This is a genomic window from uncultured Clostridium sp., assembly GCF_934754915.1.
GTDB lineage: Bacteria > Bacillota > Clostridia > Clostridiales > Clostridiaceae > Clostridium.
On record NZ_CAKVKB010000077.1, the window covers coordinates 1 to 17,778 of the forward strand.

The following is a 17,778-nucleotide window of genomic DNA, read 5'->3' on the forward strand; positions in this document are numbered from 1 at the left end:
CTGCACGGGAGACTGTGTGGAAGAGTAGGACGTTGCCAGGTAAGTATAAGGATAGTTAGAAATAACTATCCTTTTTATTATTTTATTTTAAATGTATTTATAATTTAAAAATAAATACTAATAAAGTTTTGAATTTATATATGTCACAATTGTTTTTATATTTATCAATCAGATAAATTTTGAATACAATTTTAATTGGTTATAAACCTAATCAAGTTAAAAAAGCAGTATTTAAAATGCCTGTAGATGCTGAAAAATTTAGGGTTGTAAATGATATTACAGGAGAAACTGTTTATGAGGGAAATCTTGAAGGTGAAATATATGATAAATCAGCTGGCGAAAATGATTGTTTTGGTTATTTTTCTGAATTAAAAACACCTGGACATATAGAATTGAAGCAGATGGTTTAGGTAGCTCATATAAATTTAATATTGGCGAAAATATTTATGACAAAACATTTAAAGATATATTTAAATTCTTTTATTTTCAAAGATGTGGTGAAAAGTTAACATCTGAATATGCAAGTAAATGGAGTCATGAGAAATGTCATTCAAGTTTAGCGAGAATATATGGAACTGAGGATAAAATTGATGTTTCAGGTGGATGGCATGATGCTGGTGATTATGGCAGATATATGGTTGCATATGGAAAGACTATGGGTGATTTGTTATCTGCATATAATGAAAATAGGGACGTATTTGGAGATGATTTTAATATTCCTGAAAGTAACAATGGAATTCCAGATATTTTAGATGAAATAAAGCCACAATTAAATTGGATGTTAAAAATGCAGAATCAGGAAAATGGTGGTGTATATCATAAAGTAAGTTGCACTAGCTTTCCATCAGTTATAATGCCGGATAAGAAAAATAATGAATTAATTGTGTGTCCTATTTCTATAACAGCAACTGCTAATTTTGCTGCAGTAATGGCAATGGCTTATGAAACATTTAAAGATATAGACAGTGATTTAGCGAATAAATATATAAATGCAGGAGAGAGGGCTTGGGAATATATCGAAAGAAGTCCTGACAAGGGAGGAAATGGATTTGTAAATCCCTCTGGTATACATACAGGAGAATATCCTGATAGGTTTGATGATGATGATATATATTGGGCTGCAGCACAATTATTTAAAGCAACAGGAAAAGATAAATACAATGAAGCTTTTAAAGAATTATTTAAAAAGTATGGAATGATGCCTGGCTATGATTTGGCTAAATTAGGATATTATGGAACTATTGCATATATTAATTCCGATAAAGGAGATGAAGGTATAAGAACACAATTAAAAAATAAAATGATAAAAAAAGCAGTACCAGGTATGCTTGTAGCAGGAACAAATTGTATTTTGGGTGATGCTATTGCAAAAAATTTATTTATAAATGAACCTGCTGCTAAATGTTATATAGATTCTAGAGAAGTTTACTCAGTTAATGAAGTTGATATTTACTGGAATTCAGCATTAATTTATTTAATGAGTAAAACTGTTATGAAGTAATTATTAAATTATAATAGATTATAATTACAACTATATATGATTTTAAAAATACAGAAAATAATATATAATTTTACAAATATTTATATTAGTGATATAATAGGTATAATTTAATACAGGAAACCTATGGTAGAGGTGCCATTAATAAAGATTAACTATCAGGAGCTTGCAGGTGTTGATTGATAGTGAAAGGTATAATGGCCGAAGGAAGAAGGCAGGCATGTTTTCTTTCTGGGCATATATAAAAAATATATATGACTGTCACATTTGTGGAGCGCTACAATGGTTAACAAAATTGATTTAACTAAAATATTAATAGAAAAATTCTACTAATAATATGATTTTTGATATTGATTAATAGTCAGTTTTGTTTTAACTTTAAGTGATTAACTCTACCCGTTGGTTTAACCAACGGGTTTTCTTATTTGAATGATTAAATTTCAAGGAGTGAATCTATTAATGAAAGTACAAGGAGTTATGGTACCACTGATAACACCATTTAAAAATGGGGAAATTGATTATGAATCTTATTCAAGGATGATAAATCATTTAATTGAGCAAGGCATTGATGGGATAATCCCTCTTGCTACTACAGGTGAATCACCTACTATTTCTGAAAGTGAATATATTAATATATTAGAAAAAACAATTGAATGTACAAAGAAAAGAGTCTCTATTTATACTGGACTTGGTGGAAATAATACAATAGATGTCATAAAAAAATTAAAGCTTGTAGAAAAATATGATATTGATGGTATATTATCTGTTGCGCCATATTATTCAAGACCAAATCAAAAAGGATTATATGAACATTTTAAGGCTATATCTCAATCAACAGATATGAATATTATTATATATAATATTCCATATAGAACAGGTATTAATATTGAAAATGATACATTAAGAAAATTATCAAAATTAAGTAATATAGTTGGAGTAAAAGACTGTTCTGGAGATATGAAGCAGACTACAGATTTATTAATTAACAGACCATCAGATTTTTCAATAATGACAGGTGAAGATGCTTATTTCTATACAACTCTTGTTTTAGGTGGAGATGGTGGAATAATGGCATCAGCAAATGTTAGAACTAAGGAATTTGTAGAAGTTTATAATTTAGTAAAGGACAATAATCACAAAGAGGCTTTTGAGAAATGGAAGAAACTATATAACATGATACCATTACTATTTACAGAACCAAATCCAACACCAATTAAATACTGTTTAAAAAAATTAGGATTAATAGATTCTGATGAAGTTAGACTTCCATTAGTTAATATAAGTAGCGAGCTAGAAGGAAAACTCAATTCTTTTTTTGATAATCTATAAATATAGAATTAAAAATGAATAGAAATTATTTTTAAGAAACTGTTGCACAGAAATCAAGTCACGCCATATATAGTATCAAGTAATTTGATTAATATGCTGTATATAGCAGATAAATTTTTTAATGTGACAGTTCTTTTTCTATGTAAGAAAGTATGAAAATTTTAAGGTTAAAATTTAGTTAAGTGAATGGATTATAAACATGAAAAGTATTAACTATAAGTAAAAAATAAATAATTATTACTTAATGTGGTAAAAAATACTTTGACTAGCATTATAGTTAAGAGTAATATAAGAACTGACAAAAATTTAATAAGGAGTGGTTAATGATGATGCCCAAGTTCTTTTCAATGATTAAGAACAAGGAAATTACTAAACAACAAATAATGAAGGATATTATAGCAGGTATTATTGTTGCTATTATAGCATTACCTTTATCAATAGCTCTTGCAATAGCATCAGGAGTTTCACCAGAAAAAGGACTTATAACAGCAATATTTGCAGGTTTTGTAATATCATTTTTAGGGGGCAGTAAAGTTCAGATTGGTGGACCAACAGCTGCATTTGTAACAATTATTTATTCAATAATACAAGAGCATGGATTAGATGGACTAATCACAGCAGTAATAATGGCTGGTGTTATACTTGTAATAATGGGATTATTAAAGTTTGGAACATTAATAAAATATATACCTAAAACTATAACTGTAGGATTTACAGCTGGTATAGCATTAACATTAGTATCTACACAATTTAAAGATTTATTAGGATTAAAGATTGATAATGTTCCTTCTGAATTTTTACCAAAATGGGAAAGCTATTTCGAAAATATAAATACATTAAACATATGGTCATTAGGAATAGGAGTTTTATGTATTGCTATTATAGTTTTATGGCCAATGATAAATAAAACAATACCAGGGTCAATGATAGCGTTAATTATAGCAACATTAATAGTAAAATTTATGAATATTCCAATAGATACTATTGGAAGCAGGTTTACTGAAATTTCGTCAGCAATACCAGTTCCAACATTGCCTTCATTCAGTATTTCAACAATAAATAAATTATTTGTTCCAGCAGTTACTATAGCAATATTAGGTGCATTAGAATCACTTTTATCAGCAGTTGTAGCAGATGAAATGATTGGAGATACTCATGATTCAAATATGGAACTTGTAGCACAGGGATTAGCTAACATTGCATCAGGGTTATTTGGAGGAATTCCTGCAACAGGAGCTATAGCAAGAACTGCATCTAATGTTAAGTCAGGAGGAAGAAGTCCTATTTCCGGAATGGTCCATGCTGTGACATTATTAATAACAATGATTGTTTTAATGCCATTAGCAAAAATGATACCAATGACAGCATTATCAGCAATATTGATAGTTGTGGCTTATAATATGAGTGGATGGAGAACTTTTAAAGAATTATTAAAAGCTCCTAAAAGTGATATAGCTGTCTTATTAATAACTTTTGGATGTACAGTGATATTTGATTTAGTTGTTGCAATTGGTTTTGGTATGATAATGACAATGGCATTATTTATGAAAAGAGTAAGTGATACAACAGAAATTAGGGATCTTGTAGATGAAGAAGTTTTTGATGATGAGATAACAAAAGTACTTAGAAAAGCAAATGGGAAAATAAATGTATATCAGGTTAATGGACCAATGTTCTTTGGTGTAGTACAAGATTTTATCAGTAAAATGAAAGAATTAGAAGCAACTACAGAAGTTGTAATACTTGATATGAGACATACTCATGCTGTTGATGCTACTGCAATAGATGCAATGACAAAACTTCTTAAACAGTGTGAGAAACTTAATATAAAGCTATATTTAACTCATGTTCAAGAGCAGCCTATGAAAGTTTTAAATAAGATGGGATTCTCAATAAAAGTTGGAGAGGACAATATATTTGAAACAAAAACGGAAGCAATTGAAGATGCATATGAATATGTTAAGAATTTAGCATAAAAAGTTACATAGTTGATAAAATTAAAGACTGACAATAAATCAGTCTTTAATTTTATGATTAAATATATTTAATTGTTAATATTATAACTGCAATTTATAATGCATAGTGAAATTTTTGCATATTATGTGGTTATATTTATAGAAACAGATATAAATAATTATATTGAAAAGAAATTTCTAGGGATAAGTATTAACATAAATTTATGAAGTAATACTGAAATTTTATTGTAATAGTTTGATAAAAATGAATGCTTTAATTAAATTTATTTACGGTTTAAATTTGGATATATTGAAAAAGATATATTACAATTGTATGGTTAATATAAATAAAAAATAATAGGGGTGTTACTCATGGAGAAAAATTGGGAAAGAAGCATACCATTTTTTCATATTAATGCAGAAACAGTTTATAGTCTTGTTAGAGAGATTATAAAGAAAGATGATATAGTTGATATAGAACAAGCTCAGGAGGGATGTAGAACAAGCAATTACATAATTTCTGATATTAACAACCATAAGTATGTCTTAAAGATATTTTCAGATGAAGAACATCAATATAAAAAAGAGTGTAGAATATTGAATATGCTCAAAAATGAAATACCAGTTCAGGACATTCTTAAATCTGACAGATCAATAAGCATAGGAAATAGATATTATATTATATACAAGTATATAGAAGGCATAACACTATCACAATCATTGAGTGCTGGACAAATGATAAGTGAAAAGATCGTTAAGCAGGCTGCATCAATTCTTGCACAGATACATAAATTCAGATTTGAAGAAGCTGGCTTTCTAGATGACAATCTTTTAATAACAAATAAATTAATGCCTTTAAATGAATGGTATGAAAAATTTATTACTTCAAAAGTTGAAAATAGGATAGGGAAAGAGTGTGTCAAAAGTATAAGGTCACTAATTAAAAAATATGAAGAAGACTTATTAAAACTTGATTGTGATATTAGGCTAGTTCATGGTGATTTTCAAGGGACAAATATATTAGTGCACAATGATGAAATTAATGGAATAATTGATTGGGAATTTGCTATGGCTGGACATCCTCTTTCAGATATAGGGCAATTTTTCAGATATGAAGAATATTTTAATGAGAAATTAATATATATATTCGAAAATGAATATAGAGAAAAATCTGATTATATACTACCTGAAAATTGGTATAATCTCTGTAAAATAAGGGATTTAGCTAATCTACTTCAGCTTATTGGATTTAACCAGGAAATGCCTAATAAATATGGAAAAATAAAAAGAATAATATTTAAATTAATTAAATAATGATAAAAAAATTACAATAAATGTTGACTTTAGAAAAAAATAATAATATAATAAGAACATGAACAATGGAGTTCAATAAATTTACTATAAGTAAGGTAGATTTATTGAGCTCCATTTTTTTGTAAAGATTTTTTCTAGCGCTATGGAAAGAGTAAAAATAATATAACAAACAGAGTTTTTTTGTTATAAAATTAGGAGGAGTATTATGGAAGTAAATTTAGCAGATAGTGCATTTATTATTATTTGTTCTGCATTTGTATTTTTTATGACACCTGGACTTGCTTTTTTCTATGGTGGAATGGTTAGAAGGAAAAATGTATTAAATACTATTATGGCAGCGTTTTTTTGTTGTGGATTAGCATCGTTAATGTGGGTGCTTATAGGTTATTCTTTATCATTTGGAAAAGATTTTCATGGAATTATTGGTGGATTTAATCATTTGTGTTTAAGTGGTGTTGGTGCAGAACCTAATTCTTCATATGCAGGTACATTACCTGAATTATTATTTGCATTATTTCAAATGATGTTTGCAATAATTACACCAGCATTGATAACAGGATCTTTAACAGGCAGAATGAGATTTTCAGCTCTATTTATATTTATAGCAGTATGGACTGTATTAGTTTATTATCCAATGGCTCACATGGTATGGGGAGATGGTGGATTAATAAAAGGTCTTGGAGCAGTAGATTTTGCTGGCGGTAATGTAGTGCATATAAGCTCTGGGGTATCAGGTCTTGTAGCATGTATTGTTCTTGGAAAAAGAAAAGGATATGGGATGATATCCTATAAACCTCATAATATTCCTTTTGTGGTTCTTGGGGCAGCACTTTTATGGTTTGGATGGTTCGGATTTAATGCAGGAAGTGCACTTACAGCAGATTCACTTGCAGTACATGCATTTATGACTACTAATACATCAGCTGCGGCAGCTATGTTATCATGGATGCTTGTAGAAAAAATTGCACATGGAAAACCAACAATGCTTGGTGCTGCAACAGGAGCTGTTGTTGGTTTAGTTGCTATTACTCCTGGAGCTGGATTTGTTCCAATATGGTCATCTATAATAATTGGTGCATTAGTATCACCAATATGTTATACATTTATGGGATTTGTTAAGAACAAGTTTGGTTATGACGATTCTCTTGATGCTTTTGGATGTCATGGTATAGGAGGAGTCTGGGGCGGTATTGCAACAGGATTATTTACACAAACTTCTATAAATTCAGGTGCTGAATGGAATGGACTATTTTTTGGAGATTATAGACTTTTTGTTGCACAAGTTTTAAGTATTGTAATTACAGCAGTTTTTGCAGGAGTTTTAACATATATAATATTAAAAGTAATAGGATTATTTATGAATATAAGAGTTGAAGCTTCAGAAGAAGCAGATGGACTTGATATTGCAGAGCATGGAGAATCAGCTTACCCTGCATTCACTGGATTAGATTAAAATTAAGTTGAAAGGTGATAGGTAAATATGAAGAGAATAGAAGCTATCATAAGACCTTCAAAGCTTGAAGAAATAAAGGAAGCTTTGAAAAATAATAATGTTAATGGAATTACTATAAGTCAAGTAATGGGATGTGGTAAGCAAATGGGATGGAAAGAGTACCACAGAGGAACAGAACTTATAACAAATGTACTACCAAAGATTGAAGTGAAAATGGTAGTTGAAGACAGCAAAGTTGAAGAAGTTATAGAATTGATTTCATCAATAGCCAAAACTGGAAATGTTGGAGATGGAAAAATATTTGTAATAGATATATGTGATTGCGTGAGAATTAGAACTGGAGAGAGAGGAAATGATGCAATAGATTAATTTCAATTTTAATATATGAATTTTATAATAGTTGAAATAATTTAATTAGATAAGATGATGTAATAGACTGTGGCGTAAAACATTGAATGTATAATGTTTTGAGTCACAGTCTGTTTCTCATTTTTAATGATTTTGTTTAAATATAAAAGAGCATCGAATGTAAAGTTTAATGAAACAGCTGAATTAATTTTTTTAATATTTGATATAATAGATATATATTTACATTACAATTTTACTGTAGTCAAAATATAAAATTAAATATTGATTATAGGAGCGTATTATGAATGATAGAGAGTATGAAATTTTCTTAGAAATAGAAAACCATTTATTGAAAGATAAAAAACCATCTATGTTTGTGACAAAGCTTTTAGAAGAAGAGCAACTTGATAAATATCCATTTTCTATTATTAGTGATTTAAGAACTGTACCACAAAATCCAAAATACCATTCAGAAGGGAATGTTTTTAAGCACACTATGATGGTTATTGATGAAGGTGCTGAGAATAGAAATAAAAGTCATGATAAAAGAGCATTTATGTGGGCACTTTTATTACATGATATAGGAAAGAAACCTACTACAAAAATGAGAAAGGGCAGATTGACATCCTATAATCATGATAAAGTTGGAAAGGTTATGGCTGAAGAATTTCTTAGATATTTTAATCTAGATGAAGAATTTATAAATAAAGTTGCTGGACTTGTACGATGGCATATGCAGAGTCTTTTTTTTACAAAGCAATCAAGGGTTCAGAATATTAAGGAAATGCTCAATGATGTAGAGATAAATGAAATAGTCCTTGTATCACTCTCAGACAGACTTGGAAGAGGATGTGTGGATAAGGATAGAAGAAAGGAAATAATTGAAGAGATTGAAAGATTTAAAGAAAAGCTTATTAAAAAAGATTTTTGATATATGTTGTGATTATCAATGCATAAGAAATGTAGTATAAAATAGCAAGATTATTATATTAAAGATTAAAGCAAATAATATTGATTTTACTCTTTTAAAATTAAAACATTCAAATTATTGTATAACTTAATTTTTAATATAGGGTCCTGCTATTTTATATAGATGGAAATAATAATATTTCAAATTGTAATACAAATTTACTATTAATTATATTTCAATATAATAGGATCAAAACCATAGGCTTTATGGAATAGATAGTGTTATATACTATGCTAATAATCCTAGACCATACCCAATTATACCTAAAATAAATATTCCAAAAATAATCCAGATTGCACTGACTTTTTTCTTAAGAAGTTTAATACATATAAAAGTACATAGTAATGACAACAATCCAGATAATAGACGATTTAATATTGTTTGAAGAGTTGATAATGAAGTTAGAGTATCTATCATTGAAGCAGCAATTGGGATGTTGATATTTACCCGTCTATTAATTAATACTCCCATTACAAAAAGACCAAGAATTGAAAAACTTTTAATCAAATTTTGAAGTCTTATATTAGAGATTTCATCAATGATTTGAATTCCTTTTTTATAACCATAACCTATTCCCCACCATTTTATCCATATACGTATAATGTTAAGTGTTATAAAAAATATTATTGGACCTAATATATTTCCTGCTACTGCAAAAGTAGCACTGATAGCAGTAATAACAGGTCTTAAAGTTCCCCAGAAAATTTTATCTCCTACATCAGACAAAGATTTCATTAGATTAATTTTAACATCACGTATAGTATTATCACTTATTTGAATACCATTTGCTTTTTGTTCTTCTAATGAAGCTGTTACACCTAGTATAGGACCTGTCATAAATGGCTGTGTGTTAAAAAATTCCAAATGTCTTTTTAAAGCTTTTTTTCTTTCCTCACCAGTATAGAATCTTTTTATGGCTGGAATTATAGCATGGCAATAACCTAAAGCTTGAAGTTTCTCAAAATTCCAAGATCCTTGGAGAAAATTTGATCTTATAAACATTTGGGTTAAATCACTTTTTGTAAGCTTTTTATATGATTTATTATTTATATTTTTAGATTCTTCAAATTCACTATTTTTTATATATGTTTTTATTTTTTGTAAATTAGATAATTCTTTTAATTCAGGAGTTAATTTAACGTAGAATATCATTAAGATTATTCCAATAATAGTCATAGAAATAGGAGTTAAACCTGTAATTAATTCAGCAACAAAACCAACAAACAGAAAACGAATTAAATATTTAGATTCTATAATGTTTATAACTGTTGCATAACCTACAACTACTACAATACGAGAGCCAATCTGTAGACCTTTATCAATAAATTCCGGTATTGAAGATAACATGTTCTGTACTACATCAGAGCCAATAAATATAGTAACGATTATAGCTGGAATAGATACACGCAGTGCTTGAATTAATAAGGCACTTATATGGCAAAAGTCAATTCCTTTTATATTCCCTTCTTGAGCAAATTTATCTGCTTGGTTTTGAAAAGAAACAGTTAAGGTTCTTGCAAGAATGGTCAATATTTGTCCAGAAGCTGCTATTGGAATGGCTATGGCGATACCAAAGCTTATATCTTGTTTGCCAGCAATTATAATAATGGTTGAAATAATGCTTGCAAGAGCAGCATCAGGAGCAAGGGCAGCACCTATATTTATCCAGCCTAAAGCTATCAGTTCAAGAGTTCCGCCAATAATAATTCCTGTTTTCAGATCACCTAGAACAAGTCCAATTATAGTACAGGCTATTAATGGTCTGTGTGTCTGAAATTCGTCTAAAACACTTCCAATACCAACAATACAAGAAATTATAAAGATTAATGTAATCTGCATTGTAGTAATCGTCATAAAAATTCCTCCTCTGTATAAGTGAGAATGATTATGTTAAATGAGCAAATAGAAATAGTATAGTAACATAAATCAATAAAAAAACTTCACCTATAATTAGCATTTTAACCTTTATATTGAAGTAAAGCAATAAGATTTATAATTAACATTAATACTTCATTAACAATTTAATGTATAAGCAAATATTATATATAATAAAGAGAATGAGGAGGGTGCTATGTTTGGAATGTTTCCATTTGGAATGGGTAATATAATTTCATTTACGAGCTTTACAAGTATTAATAGCACTAAAGATGGAATTAATGGTTTTAATGTAACTAATGGATTTTATAATCCTGACTCAATAAATAATTTTAATGGTAATATAAATATGAATGGCTTAAATAGTATGAACTTATTTGATCAAATACAGAGTGCAGTGACTAATGTATTGAATAATGTTGACATAGAGCAGATTGCTCAGCAATACTTTAATGCTATTTCGGATGGTCAAAAAGAAAATTCAATGCAAAATGAATGTGATTTTATTAAATTTGAGAGAAGTGAAGATCTGTATACTTTAAAAATATATTTAAAAGGCATTGATTTAAGAGAATTAAGTATAAAATATAATCCTGGAACACTGGATATAAATCTTAACAGATCTGAATATAATAGTTCATACAATTGTAGCAGATATGCAAGCAACAATACAATAAAGAAGAAATATAGTGTAAGTTTTGATAATATTGAAGAGATAGATATAGATAGAGTATTGAAATCTATTGAAAATGGTGTATTTATAATGAAAATGCCAAAAAAATATGTATTAAAAAACGGAGATAAGATTATTGAAGTTGAAGATTATACGGTAGAAAATAATTATAATAAAGTTATTAAGAAGGTGTAGATAATTATAAATAAATCTGTGGATTATTTTTTTATGGATGTGGATAAATTGTAATTAAATTTTATTATTCTTATGAAATACTATGAAAATAAAACTATTTTCCCTGGGGGATGCAGATTTAAATTAATAATTTTTCCCTAGGGTACATAGAGAAATATAGAGAATTACCATATCTATTTTAGATTAGCAATTCTCTATTCTTATATTTATTAAGTTAAAGGATAAACTATTTTTTACGTCTATTAGCAACTTCAACATTAACTTTCTTTTTATTTATTTTTCCACCTGGACATTTGTTTAAAATCTTTTTAGATACACTTTCATCAACACTTACAAATGAGAAGTTTTCCATAAGATCAATCTGACCTATTGTTGAAGCATTTATTCTTGTTTTATCTTTTATATAATTAATTAATACTTTAGGAGTTAGGCCATCTCTTTTACCTACTGAGAAGAATAGACGCACATCTTCTTTTTTAGGTGATTCTAATTTATTTGAACTATAATCAAATACACTTTCATTATCATATTTCATTTTCATTAGAGCAGCTACAACAGATAATGGATCATTATTTTCTATTAATTCAATTGCATTTGGCATAAACTTAGTAAGATCACCAGTATTTATAGTTTCTGTCACTTCTTTTATTATGTCGTTAAATTTTCTGCTTTTAATTTGTTCTGCAGTTGGAATTGGCTTTTGAGTTATAGCGCTTTTTGTAACCTTTTGGATTTGCTTAAGCATTGAAAAATCTTTTGGAGTTACTAAAGAGTATGCAGTACCTTCTCTGTTAGCTCTGCCTGTTCTTCCTATTCTATGTACATAAGATTCAACATCCTGTGGAAGATCATAATTAAATACATGTGTAACACCATCAACATCGATACCTCTTGCAGCAACATCAGTGGCTATTAATAAGTTTAATGTACCTTCTTTAAATTTATTTAAAGTAGTTAGTCTATGTGCTTGTGTCATGTCACCATGCATACCTTCAACCATGTAGCCTTTAGATTGTAATTCTTGAACTAATTCATCAACGCCTCTCTTAGTTCTACAGAATATTATGGCTGAACTTGGATTATCTAAATCTAGTAATCTGCAAAGAGCTTCTAGTCTGTGTTTGTTATTTATCATAAAGTAGTTCTGTTCAATTTTTGAAACTGTTAATGAACTCTTTTTGACACTAACAAGCTGAGCATCTGGTTTCATATATCTTTTAGCAAGCTTTGCTATTGGTTCAGGCATTGTTGCTGAAAATAATAAAGTTTGTCTTTCTTCTGGAGTATGACTTAATATTGATTCGATATCTTCGATGAATCCCATATTAAGCATTTCATCAGCTTCATCTAGAACTAAAAATTCTACATTATCTAAATGAAGGCATTTTCTTTTTATTAAATCAAGCATTCTTCCAGGAGTACCCACAACTATATCTACACCCTTTTTTAATGCTTTAATTTGTCTGTCTATTGAATCTCCACCATAAACAGCTAATATATCAACTTTCTCATATTTAGAGAGTCTATTCATTTCATCTTTAACTTGAACAGCAAGCTCTCTTGTAGGAGCTAAAATAAGAGCTTTAATCCCTTTTTTATTGCTCATTTTTGTTAATATAGGTAAACTGTAAGCAGCTGTTTTTCCAGTACCTGTTTGTGCCTGCCCTATAAGGTCAGCTCCACTTAGTGTTACAGGAATACTTTGTTCTTGAATTTGAGATGGTTTTGTAAAACCTAGGTCTGATATTGCATGCACAATACTTTCTTTAAGACCTAAAGTAGCAAATTGATTATCATTCATTAGATATCCTCGTTTCTATATTTTTAAATTGAAATTTTATTTATAAAAGTAATATTAATCTTAATATTTTTAAATATTATAAGCTATTAACAACAAAATTATATATATATATTTTTTTAATAATAAAACTACATAATAATTAAAGAAATCTCTGCTAAGATTTCATCCTACATTGTCAATTGTCCATTGTAGATTGTTAATTGGAATATATATCATTGCAATTTTAATGAACAATTAATTACTTAGAAACATTGCATTTTAATTGTTATATATTTTGATTTAGATTTAAAAAGAAAATCTGTTGCAAAAAAATATATATAAGCAAATAAAATTATTATAGCAGAAATAAATAAAAGTTGTAAAGTTAAAATATATCTTATATTATATAGGATATTAATGAAATAGTAATTAGGCGATTAAATCCATATTTATAGAGTAATTCTATAATAACTAAAAATGGAACTATTGCATAAAGGTGAATCTAAATGAATTAGCATTACTTTAGATTTCAACTATAACCCTTAACACAATAGTTCCATATGTATGTTTTTATATTTATTTTGTTGAACAGTCTTTGATTATAATAGAACGAACTGTATTATGAAGATTTTCAGCATCTTCTTTAGATAAAGATGTTACATCAATTGGAGGATGTATTACTAGTTTTACATCTGCTCCCTTAACTTTATTATGGTTTGCTTCTAATAATTTATATGTTCCATCAATAGTAATAGGGACTATGGGACATTTGGATTTAGTAGCTAATTTAAAACTTCCTGCTTTAAATTCTCCTATAGGACCACCTTTACTCCTAGTACCTTCAGGAAATATAACCATTGAATATCCACTCTTTAAAAGTTTAGTGCCTTCAACAATAGCTTCAGCTGATTTTCTTAAGTTGGTTCTATCCATAAAAATGCAATTTATATATTTCATCCAAGTACTTATAATTGGCCAATTTTCAAGTTCCTTTTTTGCAATGAAACCTTTTGGAACATTTATAGAACTCATAAGTAATGGAATATCAAAATTACTTTGATGATTTGCAACAAAAAGTACAGTCTTGTTCTTTGGAAGATTTTCTGTACCTACAACAGTAATCCTAGCACCAGCTAATTTCATAACAAATTTTGCCCATTTTGTAGTTATCTTATGAATGTAAGCTGCTCGTTTTTCTGTTTCGCCTTTTTTAGTGAGACTATTTATTTTAATTCTGTATATGTTGGTAAATATCAAATTGATTATAATTCCAGGAAAAAAAATTAAACTTCTCATTAAATTTTACACATCCTTATATTTTATTATATCACTATTATTCAGTATATTATAAAAGAATAACTTTTAAAAGCATTTATATTTCATTATTTTTTCAGTAACAAAATTTTAACATAAAAATCTGTGAATTCATTCTAAATTAAAAAAATTTAAGTGATTAATTAGTGATAGATACATAGATTATGATGTTTAAATAGTTAATTTGAATATTTATATAAAATTAAGGAAATATGTAGGAAATTTCTAAGAATAAGATTATAATATAAATACTGAGTTATTAGTTATAGTGCATTTATTATTGTTAAACATTTCTGTTTTTATGTAGTGAATTTTGAAAATTATAATTTAAAGAATAGATAAGTGGGATAATAATTTAATGAAGCTAGATAATTTAATATGAAATAGAAGGGTTGAACATATGAAAAGAGTAAATGTTAATGAAAGGACATTGTCTGTTGAAGAATTTGATGATATTGATAATAAATCAGAAATTACAGGCTTAACAGATGCAGAAGTCAAACAAAGAGTAAAAGAAGGAAAAGTTAATTATGTACCTAAAGCACCATCTCGAACCTTTGGACAGATATTGAGAGCAAATCTTTTTACAAGTTTTAATGCAATAAACTTTATTCTTGCTATTATTATAATATTAGCTGGTTCACCTAAAAATGCAATATTTGTAGGCGTAATCTTAGTAAACACTCTTATAGGAGTTGCACAAGAACTTAGAGCTAAAGAAATACTTGAAAAATTATCAGTAATAAGTATGGCTCATGCTAAAGTTCTTAGAAATGGGGAAATTAAGGAAATATCAATAGATAAAATTGTTATAGATGATGTTTTGTATTTAGAAACAGGTATGCAAGTATTAGCTGACGCTGAAGTTATAATGAACAATGGATTAGAGGCAGATGAATCAATGCTTACAGGAGAATCAGATTCAATAGGAAAGAAAGAGGGTGACCAGCTTTTTTCAGGAAGTTTTATAGTCGCAGGAGAATGTTATGCTGTAGTAAAAAAAGTTGGAAAGGAAACCTATTCTTCAAGTCTTGCAGAAGAAGCAAAGCAATTTAAAATTACAAATTCAGAACTTCAATCATCAATAAATAAAATATTTAAAGTACTATTATGGATTATAATTCCGTTGACCATACTTTTAACCATAACTCAATTAAGAGTTCCTGAAGCAACATGGCAGAGTGCAGCAATTGGAACGGTGTCAGGAATAATAGGTATGATACCAGAAGGATTAGTATTGTTGACAAGTGCTACATTTATTGTATCTATAATAAAATTATCAAAATTTGATACTCTTGTTCAGGAATTATGTGCAACTGAAGTTTTGGCTAGAGTCGATGTTTTATGTTTAGATAAGACAGGAACTTTAACAAGAGGCGATTTAAGATTATCTGAAATTAAATGTATAGGTTTAATTAGTAAATCAGAAATTGATAAGGCATTAAGTGGTCTTGTACATAATCTTCCAAGTAAGAATCCCACTCAGAAAGCTATATTAGACGAATATACAGAATATGATGAAAGTATGGTATGTATTGAAAAGATGCCTTTTTCATCAAAAAGAAAATGGGGAGGGGTTACTTTTGAAGGTAATCTTGGCTCGTGGGTTTTAGGTGCTCCTGAAGTTATTTTAGATAAGGAATATAAATTTATCAGGAGTTCTGTTGAAGAAGAAGCTAAAAAAGGAAAGAGAGTTCTTTTATTAGCTAAATTTCATGGAAAAGAATTGAATGATAATCTCGAAGGGCAGATTGAAAGTGCAGCATTAATATTAATAGAAGATGTAATACGAGAAGCAGCACCTAAAGTTCTTGGATATTTTAATGATCAGGGAGTAGAAGTAAAAATAATTTCAGGAGATAGTCCTGTTACTGTATCCGAAGTTGCTAGAAGGGCTGGAGTAAAAAATTACGAGAAATACATTGATGCACGTGAACTTCCAGAAGATTATGAAGAATTTAAGAAAGTTGTAAAAGATACAACTGTTTTTGGAAGGGTTGCACCACATCAAAAGAAAAAAATTGTTACAGCGCTTCAAGAGATGGACCATACTGTTGCTATGACAGGTGATGGCGTAAATGATGTATTAGCATTGAAAGCATCAGATTGTGGTATAGCTATGGCAAATGGTTCAGATGCAACAAAAGCAGTAGCACAGCTTGTATTGATGAAATCAGATTTTTCAGCACTTCCAAAAGTTTTAGAAGAGGGAAGAAAACAGATTAATAACCTGGAAAGAGTATCAGAATTATTTTTATCAAAAACAGTATATTCAATATTATTAGCATTTGTATGTTCAGTTATGTTTTTGCCTTATCCTATATTGCCCATTCAGCTATCATTGGTTGGAAGTTGTGCAATAGGAATTCCAGGATTTTTCTTGGCAATGCTTCCAAGTACAGGGGGAGTGAAAAAGGGATTTCTGACAAGAGTATTAACGGTAAGTATACCAAATGGAGTTATACTAGCAGGTTTTACTATTGGAGCTTTCATTATATCATTAAGTTTTAGCGTAAGTATGGAGCAAAGCAGAACTTTAGCATTATTGATGTTTGCAGGTATAAGCATGGTAATATTATTTAGAGTTGCAAGACCGTTGACTAAGTTTAAAACAGCATTGTGTCTTAGCATGTTTGGAATAATTATGCTGGCATTTATAACACCAATAGGAAGATATGTTTTTAGTTTAACTGTAATAAGACTTAGATATTGGATTATATCGTTAGCAGTTATAATATTATCGAGTCCACTTATAACTAAATTTGTTGATTATTTTAGGATAAAAGTTAATAAGAAGTATAAAATAAAAACAGTTTGATAAAAATAAAAGAAGATTTGGCAGCTGAGTTAGCCTATCTGCCAAATCTTTGATTATGAAGGAATTCAATGAGATAAAATTTAATGTATTAAGATCAATATTTTTGCTAATAAATTTGACAATGATGCGTAATTATAATAAAATTTAGTATGTGTTTTAAAGTAAATATAATATGCTCCTATAGTTTAATGGATAGAACAATCCCCTCCTAAGGGATAGATGTGGGTTCGATTCCCGCTGGGAGTACCAGTTTATA

General features: G+C 28.5%; 13 protein-coding genes, 1 tRNA gene and 1 riboswitch. Of the genes, 11 read left to right on the forward strand and 3 right to left on the reverse strand.

The features are described 5' to 3' along the window. Positions 1-179: 179 nt before the first annotated feature. The 8 genes from Q0F58_RS11945 to Q0F58_RS11980 all read left to right on the forward strand — a co-directional run bounded on the left by Q0F58_RS11945 (position 180) and on the right by Q0F58_RS11980 (position 8,828). Complete coding sequence (locus Q0F58_RS11945; protein WP_294376796.1) at positions 180-410, forward strand: cellulase N-terminal Ig-like domain-containing protein; 231 nt, start codon at positions 180-182, stop codon at positions 408-410. Between the two features lie 32 nt (positions 411-442). Continuing rightward, positions 443-1,501 (forward strand): glycoside hydrolase family 9 protein, encoded by a 1,059-nt coding sequence (locus tag Q0F58_RS11950; RefSeq protein WP_294376810.1) that lies wholly within the window; start codon positions 443-445, stop codon positions 1,499-1,501. A 119-nt stretch (positions 1,502-1,620) separates the two neighbouring features. Next, a riboswitch (Lysine riboswitch) is annotated at positions 1,621-1,786 on the forward strand. A 171-nt stretch (positions 1,787-1,957) separates the two neighbouring features. Then, positions 1,958-2,827, forward strand: a complete 870-nt coding sequence (gene dapA / locus Q0F58_RS11955) for a 4-hydroxy-tetrahydrodipicolinate synthase (protein ID WP_294376798.1) — start codon at positions 1,958-1,960, stop codon at positions 2,825-2,827. Positions 2,828-3,153: 326 nt separating this feature from the next. Continuing rightward, positions 3,154-4,803, forward strand: a complete 1,650-nt coding sequence (locus tag Q0F58_RS11960; RefSeq protein WP_294376811.1) for a SulP family inorganic anion transporter — start codon at positions 3,154-3,156, stop codon at positions 4,801-4,803. A 351-nt stretch (positions 4,804-5,154) separates the two neighbouring features. Beyond that, complete coding sequence (locus tag Q0F58_RS11965) at positions 5,155-6,096, forward strand: phosphotransferase family protein (RefSeq protein ID WP_294376802.1); 942 nt, start codon at positions 5,155-5,157, stop codon at positions 6,094-6,096. Positions 6,097-6,301: 205 nt separating this feature from the next. Then, positions 6,302-7,549, forward strand: a complete 1,248-nt coding sequence (locus tag Q0F58_RS11970) for an ammonium transporter (protein WP_294376803.1) — start codon at positions 6,302-6,304, stop codon at positions 7,547-7,549. 27 nt (positions 7,550-7,576) lie between these two features. Then, positions 7,577-7,918 carry a P-II family nitrogen regulator gene (locus Q0F58_RS11975; RefSeq protein ID WP_294376804.1) on the forward strand — a complete coding sequence of 114 codons (342 nt, stop codon included), beginning with the start codon at positions 7,577-7,579 and terminating at the stop codon, positions 7,916-7,918. A 280-nt stretch (positions 7,919-8,198) separates the two neighbouring features. Continuing rightward, entirely contained in the window at positions 8,199-8,828 is a 630-nt protein-coding gene (locus Q0F58_RS11980; protein WP_294376805.1) for an HDIG domain-containing metalloprotein, read from the forward strand. Positions 8,829-9,095: 267 nt separating this feature from the next. Here the strand turns inward: Q0F58_RS11980 and Q0F58_RS19650 are convergent, their stop codons facing one another. Beyond that, positions 9,096-10,721, reverse strand: a complete 1,626-nt coding sequence (locus Q0F58_RS19650) for a mannose/fructose/sorbose family PTS transporter subunit IIC (RefSeq protein WP_367118178.1) — start codon at positions 10,719-10,721, stop codon at positions 9,096-9,098. Positions 10,722-10,938: 217 nt separating this feature from the next. Between Q0F58_RS19650 and Q0F58_RS11995 the strand changes: the two genes are divergently transcribed. Beyond that, complete coding sequence (locus Q0F58_RS11995; protein ID WP_294376806.1) at positions 10,939-11,610, forward strand: Hsp20/alpha crystallin family protein; 672 nt, start codon at positions 10,939-10,941, stop codon at positions 11,608-11,610. Positions 11,611-11,836: 226 nt separating this feature from the next. Here the strand turns inward: Q0F58_RS11995 and Q0F58_RS12000 are convergent, their stop codons facing one another. Both Q0F58_RS12000 and Q0F58_RS12005 read right to left on the reverse strand, forming a co-directional pair. Continuing rightward, positions 11,837-13,411, reverse strand: coding sequence for a DEAD/DEAH box helicase (locus Q0F58_RS12000; RefSeq protein WP_294376807.1), 1,575 nt, complete (start codon positions 13,409-13,411; stop codon positions 11,837-11,839). A gap of 555 nt (positions 13,412-13,966) precedes the next feature. After that, on the reverse strand, positions 13,967-14,686 hold the full coding sequence (locus Q0F58_RS12005; protein ID WP_294376808.1) for a 1-acyl-sn-glycerol-3-phosphate acyltransferase: 720 nt from the start codon (positions 14,684-14,686) through the stop codon (positions 13,967-13,969). A 418-nt stretch (positions 14,687-15,104) separates the two neighbouring features. Here Q0F58_RS12005 and Q0F58_RS12010 point away from each other — a divergent pair, with 418 nt between their 5' ends. Further along, entirely contained in the window at positions 15,105-17,522 is a 2,418-nt protein-coding gene (locus Q0F58_RS12010) for a cation-translocating P-type ATPase (RefSeq protein ID WP_294376809.1), read from the forward strand. A gap of 174 nt (positions 17,523-17,696) precedes the next feature. Next, positions 17,697-17,771: transfer RNA gene (locus Q0F58_RS12015), tRNA-Arg, on the forward strand. Positions 17,772-17,778: the final 7 nt, after the last annotated feature.

Coding starts and splice junctions, on each gene's coding strand:
- Q0F58_RS11975 (WP_294376804.1), top strand. CDS start 7,577: ATGAAGAGAATAGAAGCTATCATAAGACCTTCAAAGCTTGAAGAAATA.
- Q0F58_RS12000 (WP_294376807.1), bottom strand. CDS start 13,411: ATGAATGATAATCAATTTGCTACTTTAGGTCTTAAAGAAAGTATTGTG.
- Q0F58_RS11980 (WP_294376805.1), top strand. CDS start 8,199: ATGAATGATAGAGAGTATGAAATTTTCTTAGAAATAGAAAACCATTTA.
- Q0F58_RS11960 (WP_294376811.1), top strand. CDS start 3,154: ATGATGCCCAAGTTCTTTTCAATGATTAAGAACAAGGAAATTACTAAA.
- Q0F58_RS12010 (WP_294376809.1), top strand. CDS start 15,105: ATGAAAAGAGTAAATGTTAATGAAAGGACATTGTCTGTTGAAGAATTT.
- Q0F58_RS11970 (WP_294376803.1), top strand. CDS start 6,302: ATGGAAGTAAATTTAGCAGATAGTGCATTTATTATTATTTGTTCTGCA.
- Q0F58_RS19650 (WP_367118178.1), bottom strand. CDS start 10,721: ATGACGATTACTACAATGCAGATTACATTAATCTTTATAATTTCTTGT.
- dapA (WP_294376798.1), top strand. CDS start 1,958: ATGAAAGTACAAGGAGTTATGGTACCACTGATAACACCATTTAAAAAT.
- Q0F58_RS11995 (WP_294376806.1), top strand. CDS start 10,939: ATGTTTGGAATGTTTCCATTTGGAATGGGTAATATAATTTCATTTACG.
- Q0F58_RS11965 (WP_294376802.1), top strand. CDS start 5,155: ATGGAGAAAAATTGGGAAAGAAGCATACCATTTTTTCATATTAATGCA.
- Q0F58_RS12005 (WP_294376808.1), bottom strand. CDS start 14,686: ATGAGAAGTTTAATTTTTTTTCCTGGAATTATAATCAATTTGATATTT.